This window comes from Dactylosporangium siamense (assembly GCF_016862795.1).
In the GTDB taxonomy this organism is placed as follows: domain Bacteria; phylum Actinomycetota; class Actinomycetes; order Mycobacteriales; family Micromonosporaceae; genus Dactylosporangium; species Dactylosporangium siamense.
Genome location: NZ_BONQ01000068.1, coordinates 1 through 12,427 on the forward strand (window position 1 = coordinate 1; position 12,427 = coordinate 12,427).

General features: G+C 71.6%; 11 protein-coding genes. 3 read left to right on the top strand and 8 right to left on the bottom strand.

From position 1 onward, the window contains the following. Positions 1 to 4: 4 nt before the first annotated feature. A complete protein-coding gene (locus tag Dsi01nite_RS21790) occupies positions 5 to 913 on the top strand; it encodes an ABC transporter ATP-binding protein (RefSeq protein WP_203848074.1) in 909 nt (302 codons plus the stop codon). Next, positions 910 to 1,968 (top strand): ABC-2 membrane transporter-related protein, encoded by a 1,059-nt coding sequence (locus Dsi01nite_RS21795; RefSeq protein WP_203848066.1) that lies wholly within the window; start codon positions 910 to 912, stop codon positions 1,966 to 1,968. The genes Dsi01nite_RS21790 and Dsi01nite_RS21795 overlap by 4 nt, the downstream gene beginning before the upstream one ends. Positions 1,969 to 1,976: 8 nt before the next feature. On the opposite strand, the gene Dsi01nite_RS21800 is transcribed toward Dsi01nite_RS21795, so the two are convergent. The 8 genes from Dsi01nite_RS21800 to phoH2 all read right to left on the bottom strand — a co-directional run bounded on the left by Dsi01nite_RS21800 (position 1,977) and on the right by phoH2 (position 11,197). Next, entirely contained in the window at positions 1,977 to 3,488 is a 1,512-nt protein-coding gene (locus tag Dsi01nite_RS21800; RefSeq protein ID WP_203848067.1) for a sensor histidine kinase, read from the bottom strand. Next, on the bottom strand, positions 3,485 to 3,913 hold the full coding sequence (locus tag Dsi01nite_RS21805) for a response regulator (RefSeq protein WP_239136070.1): 429 nt from the start codon (positions 3,911 to 3,913) through the stop codon (positions 3,485 to 3,487). Before Dsi01nite_RS21805 ends, Dsi01nite_RS21800 begins: the two co-directional genes overlap by 4 nt. Further along, positions 3,910 to 6,465 carry a PAS domain S-box protein gene (locus Dsi01nite_RS21810; protein WP_203848068.1) on the bottom strand — a complete coding sequence of 852 codons (2,556 nt, stop codon included), beginning with the start codon at positions 6,463 to 6,465 and terminating at the stop codon, positions 3,910 to 3,912. Before Dsi01nite_RS21810 ends, Dsi01nite_RS21805 begins: the two co-directional genes overlap by 4 nt. Positions 6,466 to 6,510: 45 nt before the next feature. Further along, positions 6,511 to 7,479: an NAD(P)/FAD-dependent oxidoreductase gene (locus Dsi01nite_RS21815; RefSeq protein WP_203848069.1), complete on the bottom strand. Its 969-nt coding sequence runs from the start codon at positions 7,477 to 7,479 to the stop codon at positions 6,511 to 6,513. A gap of 9 nt (positions 7,480 to 7,488) precedes the next feature. Further along, a complete protein-coding gene (locus Dsi01nite_RS21820) occupies positions 7,489 to 8,142 on the bottom strand; it encodes a rhomboid family intramembrane serine protease (protein WP_239136071.1) in 654 nt (217 codons plus the stop codon). A gap of 70 nt (positions 8,143 to 8,212) precedes the next feature. Next, positions 8,213 to 8,911 (bottom strand): aggregation-promoting factor C-terminal-like domain-containing protein, encoded by a 699-nt coding sequence (locus Dsi01nite_RS21825; RefSeq protein ID WP_203848070.1) that lies wholly within the window; start codon positions 8,909 to 8,911, stop codon positions 8,213 to 8,215. Positions 8,912 to 8,913: 2 nt separating this feature from the next. After that, on the bottom strand, positions 8,914 to 9,576 hold the full coding sequence (locus Dsi01nite_RS21830; RefSeq protein ID WP_239136072.1) for an aggregation-promoting factor C-terminal-like domain-containing protein: 663 nt from the start codon (positions 9,574 to 9,576) through the stop codon (positions 8,914 to 8,916). A 229-nt stretch (positions 9,577 to 9,805) separates the two neighbouring features. Further along, positions 9,806 to 11,197, bottom strand: coding sequence for an RNA 5'-3' helicase PhoH2 (phoH2, locus tag Dsi01nite_RS21835; RefSeq protein WP_373318804.1), 1,392 nt, complete (start codon positions 11,195 to 11,197; stop codon positions 9,806 to 9,808). Positions 11,198 to 11,518: 321 nt separating this feature from the next. Here phoH2 and otsB point away from each other — a divergent pair, with 321 nt between their 5' ends. Beyond that, positions 11,519 to 12,322, top strand: a complete 804-nt coding sequence (gene otsB, locus Dsi01nite_RS21840; protein WP_203848073.1) for a trehalose-phosphatase — start codon at positions 11,519 to 11,521, stop codon at positions 12,320 to 12,322. The last annotated feature ends 105 nt before the right edge of the window (positions 12,323 to 12,427 follow it).

Here is a 12,427-nt window from a genome sequence, read left to right on the forward strand (position 1 = left end):
CGGCATGACCGCCGTCGAGGCCCGGGCCGTGAGCAAGCGCTACGGCAACGTGTGGGCGCTGCGGGACTGCTCCTTCCAGCTGCCGGCCAACCGGATCATCGCGCTGGTCGGGGCCAACGGCGCGGGCAAGTCGACGCTGATGAGCATCATCAGCGGCCTGCTGCCGGCGACCTCCGGGTCGCTGCTGGTCGACGGCCGGCCCGTGACGAAGGGCCGGTCCGCCAACGGGGGCGGGCCGGCCGGGAGCCGGGTCGCGATCCTGGCCCAGGACAAGCCGCTGTACCGCGACTTCAGCGTCGCGGACATGCTGCGCTTCGGCCGGGCCACCAACCGGGTGTGGGACCAGCGGCGGGCGCTGTCCTGGCTGGAGCGCTTCGCCATCCCGCTGGACCGCCGCTGCGGCAGGCTGTCCGGCGGGCAGCGGGCGCAGGTCGCGCTCGCGGTCGCCCTGGGCTCCCGCCCCGCCGTGCTGCTGCTGGACGAGCCCCTCGCCAACCTCGACCCGCTGGCCCGCACCGAGGTGACCGGTGAGCTCATGGCCGAGGCCGCCGACGGCGACATGACCGTCATGCTGTCGACCCACATCATCGCCGAGCTCAGCGGCGTCGGCGACCACCTGCTGCTGCTCGACGCGGGCCGGGCGGTGCTGACCGGCGACGTTGACGACCTGCTCGACTGCCACGTGCGGGTCACCGGGCCGCGCGCGGACCTGCCGCCCGGCCCCGGCGTGGTCGTCCAGGCGCAGCACACCGACCGGCAGTCCACGTTCGTCGTGCGGCAGCCGGGCGGACCCGACGCGCCGCCGGTCGTCGCGCCGGGCTGGACGACCCAGCCCATCACCCTGGACGAGCTGATCCTGACCTACCTCAAGGCGTCGGCCGGGTCCCATCCGCACCTGGAGGCAGCAGCATGAGCCTGGTCACCGACGCACCGGTCACCGCGAGCCGCCGCGAAGGTCCGGGCCTCACGGCCGGCCTGATCTGGCTGACCTGGCGCCAGCACCGCTGGGCCGTCATCGGCACGCTCGTCCTGGCCGCCGTCCTCGTCGGCTGGATGACCTACCTGTCCGCCGAGCTGACGGACCTGTGGCACCAGTGCCACAACATGCGGTGCCCGGACAACTCCCCGGAGAGCCACCGGCTCGACGGCAACGGCGCCCTGAACCGGACGCTCATCGCCCTGTCCAGGGTGGTGCAGTTCATGCCGATCCTGATCGGCGTGTTCATCGGCGTCCCGGTGCTGTCCAGGGAGCACGAGCAGGGCACCCTGGTGCTGGCCTGGGGCCAGGACGTCTCCCCCACGCGCTGGCTGTGGGCCAAGCTGAGCCTGCTCGGCCTGTTCGTGGCGGTCGTGACCGCGGCCGTGGCCGGCACCGCCGACCACCTGGAGCACGTGGTGTCCAACCTCGCGCCCACCAGCATGTTCCAGCACGAGACGTTCGTGAACACCGGGATGCTGCCGCTCGCCATCAGCTTCTGCTGGTTCGCGATCGGCGCCGCGCTCGGCGCGGCGCTGCGCCGCACGCTGCCGGCCGTGTTCGGTGTCATCGCGGGGTTCATCGGGCTGATGCTGCTCGTGCAGTACCGGTATCCCACCCTCATGAAGCCACTGGCCTTCGACCGGCAGATCGGCGCGCCGGACGACGGCGTGCTGCGCGACAACGCCCTGGTCGTCAGCGGCGGCATCATCACCTACGGCGGTGGCGACCGGCCGTCGGGGGCGTTCGACGCGTCCGGGCACGGGCTCACCGGCGCCGAGCTGGAGCGCCTCTGCCCACCCGGCAACGGCGCCGGCACGGAGTTCGCCTGCTTCGCCGACAACCAGCTCCAGCAGCACATCCTGTACCAACCGGGCAGCCGGATCCCCGAGTTCCACCTGATCGTCGGCGGCGGCTACCTCGCACTCGCCGCGGTGGCCCTGCTCTCGGTGTGGCTGCTCGTCCGGCGGACCAACCTGACCGCCGGATAGGCACCGCGTTACGGCGTGGGGACGCCGAAGCCGACGGTGGTGCCGCTGCCCTCGATCGACTCCAGGGCGATCCAGCCGCCGTGCGCCTCCACGATCGCCTTGCTGATCGCCAGGCCCAGGCCGCTGCCCTTGATCGCCCGCTTCTGGGCGTCGGCGGTGCGGAAGAAGCGGGTGAAGAGCATGCCCTGCTCGTGTTCCGGGATGCCGACCCCGGTGTCGCGGATCCACACGACCACCTCGCCGTCGCGTTCCCGGCCGGTGACGGTGATCGCGCCGCCGGGGTCGGAGAACTTGACGGCGTTGGTCAGCAGGTTGAGCACGACCCGTTCGAGCTGGTCGCCGTCGCCCTGCACGACCGGGATGTGCTCGTCGATGTCGGTGGTGATGGTCAGCCCGGCGGTCTCGACCGAGGGCCGGATCGCCTCGCACGCGGCGTCGATGATGTGCTTGACCTTCACCGGGCCGACGGTGAGCGTCAGGGTGCCCGACTCGATCCGGGAGAACGTGAGCAGGTCCTCGATGAGGTCGAGCAGGCGGCGGCCGTTGCGGTCGATGATGCCGACGATCTTGCGTTCGGTCGCGCCGAGGGAGCTGGCGTGCGCGTCGGCGAGGATCTCGGTGTAGCCGCGGATGCTGGTCAGCGGCGTGCGCAGCTCGTGGGAGACGGTGGCGACGAACTCGCTCTTGAGCCGGTCGAGCTCCTGCAGGTCGCTGTTGGTGCGGGCGAGCTTCGCCGCCTGCCGCTGCAGGGCCTCCTCGGCGCGGCGGCGGTCGGTGACGTCGGCGATCTGGTGCACGACGTGGTGCGCCCGCTGATCGCCGCCGTGCTGCCCGCCGCCGCCCGCGCCGATGAGCGACGCCGAGTACTGGCCCCACAGCGGCGCGCCGTCGGAGCGGCACAGCCGTAGCTCCTTGCTGACCTTCTCCGCCTCGCCGGCGACGAGCCGTTTCATCTTGTCCGCGACGATCGGCCGGTCCTCCTCGAGGACCATGTCGAGCAGCAGCTGCGCGGGCTGCAGGCCAGTCATGCGGGCCAGCTCCTGGTTGACCTCCAGCACGTGACCGTCGAGGTCGGTGACGGCCATGCCGACCGGGGCGTGGTCGAACGCGGCCCGGAACGTCTCCTCCGCGCGGCGCTGGTCGGCGGCGAGCCGCTGCTGCGACAGGGCGTGCTGCACGGCCGAGCCGAGCCGGCTCAGCCGGTCCTTGAGCAGGTAGTCGACCGCGCCGTGGCGCAGCGCGTCGACGCACGACTCCTCGCTCATCGCGCCGCTGACCACGATCGCCGGGATGTCGTAGCCGCCGGTGCGCAGCATGTGCAGCGCCTCCAGGGCGTTGAACTGCGGCAGTGCGTAGTCGGCGAGGATCACCTCGGGCGGGCCGGCGGGATCCTCCAGGGCGGCCTGGAAGTCCGCGCCGGACTCGACCCGCTGCCACACGGGCGCGAACCCGGCCCGCCGCAGCTCGAACACGAGCATCTCGGCGTCGTCGGGGTTGTCCTCCAGGAGCAGGATTCTCATGAGTGCGCATCGGTCAGGTTCAGGCCCAGCCAGTACAGGCCGATGCTGTTGACCGCTGCCATGAACTGCTCCATGTCGACGGGTTTGACGATGTAGCTGTTCGCCCCGAGCTCATAGCAGGCGTGCAGGTCGCGGTCCTGCGCGGACGAGGTCAGCATGACGACCGGGATGTGCCGGGTGCGCTGGTCGGCCTTGACCCGGCGCAGCACGTCGATGCCGTCGACCAGCGGGAGCTTGATGTCGAGCAGCACCACCTGCGGCGGGTCGGCGGCGGCCGGGCCGAACAGGTAGTCGAGGGCCTCGGCGCCGTCGCGGGCCACGTCGACGTTGCGGGCGAACCTGCCCCGCTCGAACGCGAGGCGGGCGAGCTCCAGGTCGTCGGGGTTGTCCTCGACGAGCAGGACCCTATTGGACAGCGGTTTCACCCGCCCACCTCCAACAGCATGTGTCCGGTGTGTCCGGTGTTTTCGTAAGCCGGAAGGGTGAAGTAGAACGTGGCGCCCTCGCCGGGGACCGCGTCGGCCCAGATCTGACCGCCGTGCCGCAGCACGATGCGGTGGGTGAGGGCGAGCCCGATGCCGGTGCCCTCGTAGTCCTCGGCCCGGTGCAGCCGCTGGAAGACCTTGAACAGCTTGTCGGCGTAGCGCATGTCGAAGCCGGCACCGTTGTCCTTGACGTAGTACATGACCTCGCCGCTGAGCGGCCCCACCCGGTGCCCGATCTCGATCCTGGCCGGCGAGACGTCGCGGGTGTACTTCACCGCGTTGCCGACCAGGTTGGCCACCACGTGCCGGATGAGCCGCGGGTCGCCCTGCGCGTCGGGCAGGTCCCCGACCGACAGCGTGATGTCGCGGGTGCCGCGCTCCACGCCGAGCTCTTCCCAGACGTCGGCGACCAGCTGGTCGAGATGGACGCGCAGGCTCGCCATCTCCTGCCGCTGGAGCCTGGAGAAGGCCAACAGCCCGTCGATCAGGTCGCCCATGTGCTGGGCACCGGCGCGGATGCGGGCGAGGTACCGCCGGCCCTGCTCGTCGAGCGCGTCGCCGTGGTCCAGGGCGAGCATCTTGGCGAAGCCGTCGACGGCCCGCAGCGGCGCCCGCAGGTCGTGGGAGACGCTGTAGGAGAAGGACTCCAGCTCCGCGTTGGCCTCCCGCAGGTCGGCGGTGCGCTCCGCGACGCGCACCTCCAGCTCCGCGTTGAGCTGCTCGACCGCCCGCTCGGCCGTCTTGCGCTCGGTGATGTCCTGGCTGACCTTGACGAAGCCGCGGACCGTCCCGTCGGGGTGGCGCACGGCGGTGAGCAGGCCGTGCGCCCAGAAGCGGCTGCCGTTGCGGCGCACGCGCGGGCCGTCGATCTCGACCCGGCCGTGCTCGGCCGCCTGGTCGAGGATGCGCCGCGGCACCCCTGCGGCGCCCTCCTCCGCGGTGAAGAACATCCCGTAGGAGTGGCCGATGGCCTCGTCGGCGCGGTACCCCGTGAGCCGCTCGGCGTTGCCGGACCAGCTCTCGATCACGCCCTGCCGGTCGAGCATGTAGATGGCGTAGTCGCGGGCGCCGTCCAGCAGCAGCTGGAGCAGCTCCTCCGAGGCGCGGACCTTCTCGTCGGCCTCGTGCAGCTCGGTGACGTCGCGCAGCACGGCGACCGCGCCGCCGGCGCCGTCCTGCCCGACCAGGGTCCGCAGCCGCACGTCGAGCCGCCGGCCCCGCACCACCAGCTCGATCTGCGACTCCACCTGCTGGCGGACCAGGGCGCGGAACTGGTACGGGGTGACGCCGTCCGCCTCGTACGCCTCCAGCAGCTCGGGCCATTCGGCCGGCGGGTGGCGGTCGATGTCGTGGCCGAGCAGCCCGCGCGCGGTCGGGTTGACCCACACCGCGGCCCCGTCCGGGTCGAAGACCACCACGCCGTCGCCGATCGTGTTCATCACCGCGGACAGCAGGGTCGCCTGGTGCCGCAGGTCGGCGGTGGCCTGGGTGACCCGGTCCTCGGCCCGGCGGCGGGACGTCGCGAGGGTGTACACCAGCAGCGCGGTGACCAGCGTGAGCGCGAGACCGCCGAACACCATGCCCTCGTCGAGGTGCCCGTCGGCGCCGATCAGGGCCGTGCCGTCGGTGCCGGCCGCCAGCTGCCACTGCTGGTCGGCGACCTGCACGAGGACGGTCCGGCGCAGGTCGCCCGCGCCGGCGTCGTGGCGCTCCATGCGGGCCATCGGCTGCCACCCGCTGCCGTCGAGGGCGGACAGCGTCACGTCCAGCAGCTCGCGGGACGGCTGGAGCATCGTGTCGACGAAGAAGTCCTGCATCCGCACCGTCATCTGGACGAAGCCGCGCAGCTCACCGGTGACCCGGTCGACGACGCGCTGCAGGAGCACCACCGACTGCTGCCGGTCCTGCGGCGGCAGGCCGGTGTCGCGCGGCAGCACGTACGGGTCGGAGATGGCGGGCAGCCCGATGCGCCCGGCCCGCTCCAGCGCCGCGGACGCCTCCGCCGACCCGGTCAGGTCCTGCCCGACGTCGCCGGCGTCCGCGCCCGCGCCCGGGCCCGCGCCTTCGCCGAGCGTCCGCTGCAGCACGGTGAAGTAGTGGCGGCCGACCCCGGCGGTGCCGCGCAGCGTCAGCCCGGCCGCGCCGAGCGCCCGCCAGTCGGCCTGCGCCGCCGCGACCGAGGAGTCCGGCACCGAGACGACGAGGTCGATGGACGTCGCCCCGGGCAGCCACAGCTGGCCGAGCGGCGCGGTGGCCGTGGTGAACGAGGCGGCGTCGATCTTCGGCAGGGCCTCCAGGCTGCCGGCGGTCAGCTGCACCGCGTCGACGTAGCGCTGGGCGGTGGACGCCACCGACTCCTGCGCCGCGGCGACCCGCCGGTCGAGGGCCTGCCCGGCGTTGTCCATCTCGACGCGGTGCATCAGCAGCCCCGCCCCGCCCGATACCAGCAGGCCGAGCAGCACCACCCCGAACACCTGGAGACGGACGCCCACCACGCATCTCAGATCGGCGGTGCCCTCAGGTTATTGAGGAGTTGCTCATCCGTTGTCGGACGAGTGCCCGGGGAAGAGGTGGGCGGCCGGGTCGATGATCACGGCGGCGTTGTTGACGGCGGTCGCCGCCTCCCCGAAACCGACCGCGATCAGCCGGACCTTGCCCGGGTACTCGCTGATGTCACCCGCGGCGAAGACCCGCGGCAGGTTGGTCGCGGTGGTCGAGTCGACCCTGATGTGTCGCTTGTCCAGCTCGAGGCCCCAGTCCGCCAGGGGGCCGAGGTCGGCGGTGAAGCCGAGGGCGGCCACGATCGAGTCCGCGGGCAGTGTCCGCGGTTCGGCGCCGCGGACCGCGACCTCGACGCCGGTGCAGTGGCCGTCGCCGTGGATCCTGGTCACCTCGGCGTTGACGATGATCTCGATCGGCAGCGCCTGCGCGCGGGCGACGGTGGAGGCGTGCGCCCGGAACTTCTCCCGCCGGTGCACGAGGGTCACCGACCTGGCGATGGGCTGCAGGGCCAGGGCCCAGTCGAACGCGGAGTCGCCGCCGCCGACGATGACCACGTCGTGCCCGGCGAGGTCGGCCAGGTGCGGCACGAAGAAGACCAGGCCGGTGCCGGTGAACCCGACGGCGGCGGGCAGCGGGCGGGCGGTGAAGCTGCCCAGGCCACCGGTGATGAGCACGGCGCCGCAGCGCAGGACGGTGCCGTCGGACAGCGTCAGCACGGGCTGCTCACCGTCGTAGGAGAGGTCCTCGGCCCGCACCCCCAGCAGGTACTGGGGATGGAACTGGTCGGCCTGCTCGACCAGGTTGGCGACCAGGTCCCGGCCGCGGATGCCCGGGAAGCCCGCGACATCGAAGATCATTTTTTCGGGGTACATCGCGGTGACCTGACCGCCCGGCTCGGGCAGCGCGTCGATCACCGCCGTGCTGAGCCCCCGGAAGCCGGCGTAGTACGCACCGAAGAGGCCGGCCGGTCCCGCGCCGACGATGGCCAGATCGACTTCCCGCATACGGGAACGCTATGCGGCATCGGTGCCGATGGCCAGAGGATCGTCGGTGCGTCGCGGTCGCCGCCGCCGGAACAGCACCGCGGCGACGAGACCACCGATGAACCCGCACAGGTGCCCCTGCCAGGAGACCCCCTGCTCACCGGGCAGGACCCCGATGATCTGCCAGCCGTACAACAGGCCGATGAGGAGGCCGACGGCGATGTGCCACCAGCTGTGCTCGACGACGCCGCGCATCAGGATCACGCCGAGGTAGCCGAAGATGACGCCGCTGGCGCCGACCACGACCGAGCCGGAGTCGCCGATGAACCAGACGCCGACGCCGGCGACGACCGCGATGAACGCGGTGGTGAGCAGGAACCGGGTGGTCCCGGCGGCGAGGACGAAGGTGCCCAGCAGGATCAGCGGGATGCTGTTGGCCAGCACGTGCTCGTAGTCGACGTGCAGGAACGGGGAGAACACGATGCCGTCCAGCCCGTCGAGCCGGTGCGGTCTGATCCCGCCGTCCTGCTGGAGCCGGTCGTCGAACAGCTGGTCGAAGAACTCGACGGCGAACAGCACCGGCACGACCGCGCACATGGCCACGAAGGCCCGGCCGACGGAGGCGTAGAACGCCTCCGTGCCGAAGCGCGTGGGGTCGGAATCACGGGTCCCGTCGAGAGTCACGCCATTGTGGTAACAGGTCCGGGGAAAACCCGCCACCCGTCTTCCCGGTGGTGGCGGGTTTGCGCCGGTTTCAGTACCAGCCTGTGGACTGGCTGTGGGACCAGGCCGCGCAGGGCGTCTTGTAGCGGCCCTTGATGTAGCTCAGGCCCCACTTGATCTGCGTCTCGGGATTCCAGGACCAGTCACTGGCGATCGAGGCCATCTTCGACCCCGGGAGCGCCTGGGCGATGCCATACGCCCCGGAGCTCTTGTTCTTCGCCGTGGTCGTCCAGTGGCTCTCCTTGTCCCAGAGCTTCTCCAGGCAGGAGGACATCTGGTCGAACCCGAAACCGGCGGCCATCGTGAGCCCGCAGCCACGCCACTTGTTGTCGCTCTTGCCCTTGTACACGTCGCACTCGGCGGGGATCGCGTAGGTCGGCGGGCCCAGGGTGCGCGTGGTGGCGCGGCTCGCCTCTTCTTCCTTCTTCTTGCGCGCGGCGTCCTCGGCGGCCTTCGCCTGCGCGGCGGCGGCCGAGGCGGCGTCCTGCGCCTTGCTCTGCGCCTCGGTGCTGGCGGCCGCCGAGCTCGCGGCCTGCGACGGGCTGCCGGCCTCCGACGGGCTGCCAGCCCGCGGGAGCGCGGCGTCGGCGGCGGTGTTGACCGGCTCGACCGGCTTGCCGCTGTCCCAGTTGGCGACGACCAGGCCACCCACGAGGGCCGCGACCAGCGCGAGCGCGACGATGGCCCGGACCTTGCCGACCCGCTGCCACAACAGACTCACGACATCCATGGCTAGTACCACCCCGTGCTCTGGCTGTGACCCCACGCGCCGCACGGCGTCTTGTAGCGGCTCTTGATGTAGCTCAGACCCCACTTGATCTGGGTCGCCGGGTCCTTGTACCAGTCCGGGCCATACGCGGCCATCTTGTCGCCGGGCACCGCCTGGGGGATGCCGTGGGCCCCGCTGCTCTTGTTGTGGGACAGGGGGTTCCACCCGCTCTCCTTCTGCCAGAGCTTCTCCAGGCAGGGCATCTGGCCGAGCGCGAAGCCGGCGGCAACCATGAGCGTGCAGCCGGTGTTCTTGTTGCCGGTGTACACGCCGCAGGAAGCAGGGGCGGGATACGACGGCTCCCCGGCGGGGCGGGTGGAGCGGCTCGCCTCTTCTTCCTTCTTCTTCCTCGCGGCGTCCTCGGCGGCCTTGGCCTGCGCGGCGGCGGCGGACGCGGCGTCCTGCGCCTTGCTCTGCGCGGCGGCCTGCTCGGACGAGGCCGGCGCGCCCGACGAACTCGCGGACGCCCGTGGAAGGGAGGCGGCGTCGGCGGCCTTGACCGGCTCCGCCGTCGCGTTGTGCTGGGTCTGTCGGTTGGCGATCAGCAAACCGCCGGCGAGTCCCGCAACCAGCACGAGAACCGCGAGGGCCCTGACCTTGCCGACCCGCTGCCACAGCCGGATCACGAAGGTATCCATTCGTCGGGGACATGACTCGGTGCACGGCCCGGGCGGGTGTCCGCTCGCTTGCGCGGGACACCCGCCCGGGCCGGTGACGCACCGTGAGCGCCTGATGCCGAGATGCCTGGCGTCACGCGCTCGTTCCCCACCATCGCCTAGTGCATTCGCGGGTGAGAACCCAAATGGTACCTTCTGTGATTCTAATCACGTGACAATTAGGACTCTTTTGCTCAAGTTACCGCTCGAACGGGAGGTCCTCCAGAAGGTCCGTGACAACCTCGGCAATCGGTGAACGCTCCGACCGGGTCAAGGTCACGTGCGCGAAGATCGGATGCCCCTTGAGCGCCTCGATCACCGAGGCGATGCCGTCATGCCGGCCGACTCGCAGGTTGTCACGCTGAGCGACGTCGTGGGTCAGGATGACCCGCGAGTTGCTACCGATGCGGGACAGCACGGTGAGCAGCACGCCGCGCTCCAGCGACTGGGCCTCGTCGACGATCACGAAGGCGTCGTGCAGGCTCCGGCCACGGATGTGGGTCAGCGGCAGGACCTCGAGCATGCCGCGGGCCGCCACCTCCTCCATCACGTTGTCGTGCACCAGCGAGCCGAGGGTGTCGAAGACCGCCTGCGCCCAGGGCGACATCTTCTCGGCGGCGTCGCCGGGCAGGTAACCCAGCTCCTGGCCGCCGACCGCGTACAGCGGACGGAAGACGATGACCTTCTTGTGCTTGCGGCGCTCCATGACCTGCTCCAGGCCCGCGCAGAGAGCCAGCGCGGACTTGCCGGTGCCGGCCCGGCCACCCATCGACACGATGCCGATCGACTCGTCCAGCAGCAGGTCCAGCGCGATGCGCTGCTCCGCGGAGCGGCCCCGCACGCCGAACACCTCCCGGTCGCCGCGGACCAGCCGCACCGACTTGTCCGAGCCGACCCGGCCCAGGGCCGAGCCGTTCTGCGAGGTGAGCACCAGACCGGTGTGCACCGGCAGGTCCCCGGCGCCGTCGAGGTCGATCGCCTCGCCGGCGTAGAGCCGCTTCACCTCGTCCTCGGCGATGCCGAGCTCGACCATGCCCGTGTAGCTCTGGTTGGTCGCCGGACCCGGCTGGTACTCGTCCGCGGCCAGACCCACCGAGCCGGCCTTGACCCGCAGCGGCATGTCCTTGGTGACCAGCAGGACGTCCTTGCCCTCGGCCGCGAGGGCGAGGGCCACCGCCAGGATGCGCGCGTCGTCCGTGTCGGCCCGGAAGCCGGCCGGCAGCACGTTCTGATTGGCGTGGTTGAGCTCGACCCACAGCGTGCCGCCGGCGTCGGTCAGCGGCAGCGGCAGGTCGAGCCGGCCGTGCTTGGCCCGCAGGTCGTCCAGGAACCGCAGCGAACGCCGCGCGAAGTAACCGAGCTCGGGATGATGCCGCTTGCCCTCCAATTCGGAGATGACGACCAGGGGCAGGACCACGTCGTGCTCCCCGAAGCGCAGGAACGCGCCCGGGTCGGCCAGCAGCACCGAGGTGTCCAGCACGAAGGTGCGGCGCGGGGCCTCAGCCTTGGTGGACTCGGCCTTGGCGGACTCCGCCTTGGCGGGCTCCACCTTCTTGCGGGTGCGCTTGACCGGCGCGACCGCGTCGGCCACCGGCTGTGCCTTGGCCGCGCGGCTGCGGGGAGCGGGAGTGGAATCAGAGGGACTGCGGCGAACGGTCACGGGATCTCCGGGGACGGGCACCTCGCCGCCCGCACTCGCGTCCTCCGACGCCCGCACGGGGTCGGGTGCTTGGCCCCGTGGCTTCACATGGATCGCTCGGTCCGGGCCTCGGATGGCCGGGAAAACCCCTAGCCACAGCACAGACGCTAACCGCTGCAAGCAAAATCCACTAGATCGAGTCGTTGATTGCCCCGCTTGTGAGGTACGCCCCGCTCCCCACACGGAACGCGAAATGTTCAGTACGCTGAGGATATGGCGGCCCCTGACACTGCACGGTCCCGCGCGGCCATCCTCCAGCTGACCGCGGAGCGAGCCGGGCACTGCGCCTTCTTCTTCGACTTCGACGGCACCCTCGCCCCGATCCAGGAAGATCCCGACACGGTGCACCCGGCCGACGGCATCGTCGAGGTCCTCGCCGAGGTCAACCGGCGCCTCGGCAAGGTCGTCATCGTCTCCGCCCGCCCCGCGGACTTCCTCCGCCAGCGCTTCGCGGCCCTGCCCGACGTGGCGGTCTTCGGCCTCTACGGCCTGGAGGTCCAGCGGCCCGGCGGCCTGGTCGAGACCGACCCGAGCGCCGCGCCGTTCGTGCAGGTCATGAGCGACCTGGCGGACCGCGCCCGGGCGGAGCTGCCGGCGGGCACCCGGGTGGAGTACAAGCGCCTGTCCGTCGCCGTGCACTTCCGCAACGCCCCCCACCTCGGCCCCGAGGTCGAGCAGTGGGGCAAGGAGCGCGCCGGCGAGCTCGGCCTGCGCCTGCAGGCGGGCCGCATGGTCGTGGAGCTCAAGCCCCCCGGCCAGCGCGACAAGGGCAGCGTCCTGCGCGAGGAGACCGAGGGCCACAGCTGCGCCTGGTACTTCGGCGACGACGTCGCGGACCTCCGGGCGTTCGCCGCCCTGACGGCCCGCGAGGAGGCCGACCCGGACTTCGTGGGGGTGCGGGTCGCCGTGGCCAACGCGGAGAGCGGCCACGCCCTCATCGAGGCCGCCGACATCCACGTCGACGCCCCCGAGGCCGTCCCCACCCTCCTCCGCGCCCTCCTCGACCAGGCCCCCTGACCACGACAGGCCCCCAACACCCCCGCCCCACTCCAACCCGGCAGGAACCCGGCAGGAACGGCGACCACGACGAACCCGGGGAAGCGCAGCGCCCGATCCCACCAC

Excerpts from the sequence above, each read along its gene's own strand:
- Dsi01nite_RS21790 (WP_203848074.1), top strand. The coding sequence starts at position 5 with ATGACCGCCGTCGAGGCCCGGGCCGTGAGCAAGCGCTACGGCAACGTG.
- Dsi01nite_RS21795 (WP_203848066.1), top strand. The coding sequence starts at position 910 with ATGAGCCTGGTCACCGACGCACCGGTCACCGCGAGCCGCCGCGAAGGT.
- Dsi01nite_RS21800 (WP_203848067.1), bottom strand. The coding sequence starts at position 3,488 with ATGAGAATCCTGCTCCTGGAGGACAACCCCGACGACGCCGAGATGCTC.
- Dsi01nite_RS21815 (WP_203848069.1), bottom strand. The coding sequence starts at position 7,479 with ATGCGGGAAGTCGATCTGGCCATCGTCGGCGCGGGACCGGCCGGCCTC.
- Dsi01nite_RS21825 (WP_203848070.1), bottom strand. The coding sequence starts at position 8,911 with ATGGATGTCGTGAGTCTGTTGTGGCAGCGGGTCGGCAAGGTCCGGGCC.
- otsB (WP_203848073.1), top strand. The coding sequence starts at position 11,519 with ATGGCGGCCCCTGACACTGCACGGTCCCGCGCGGCCATCCTCCAGCTG.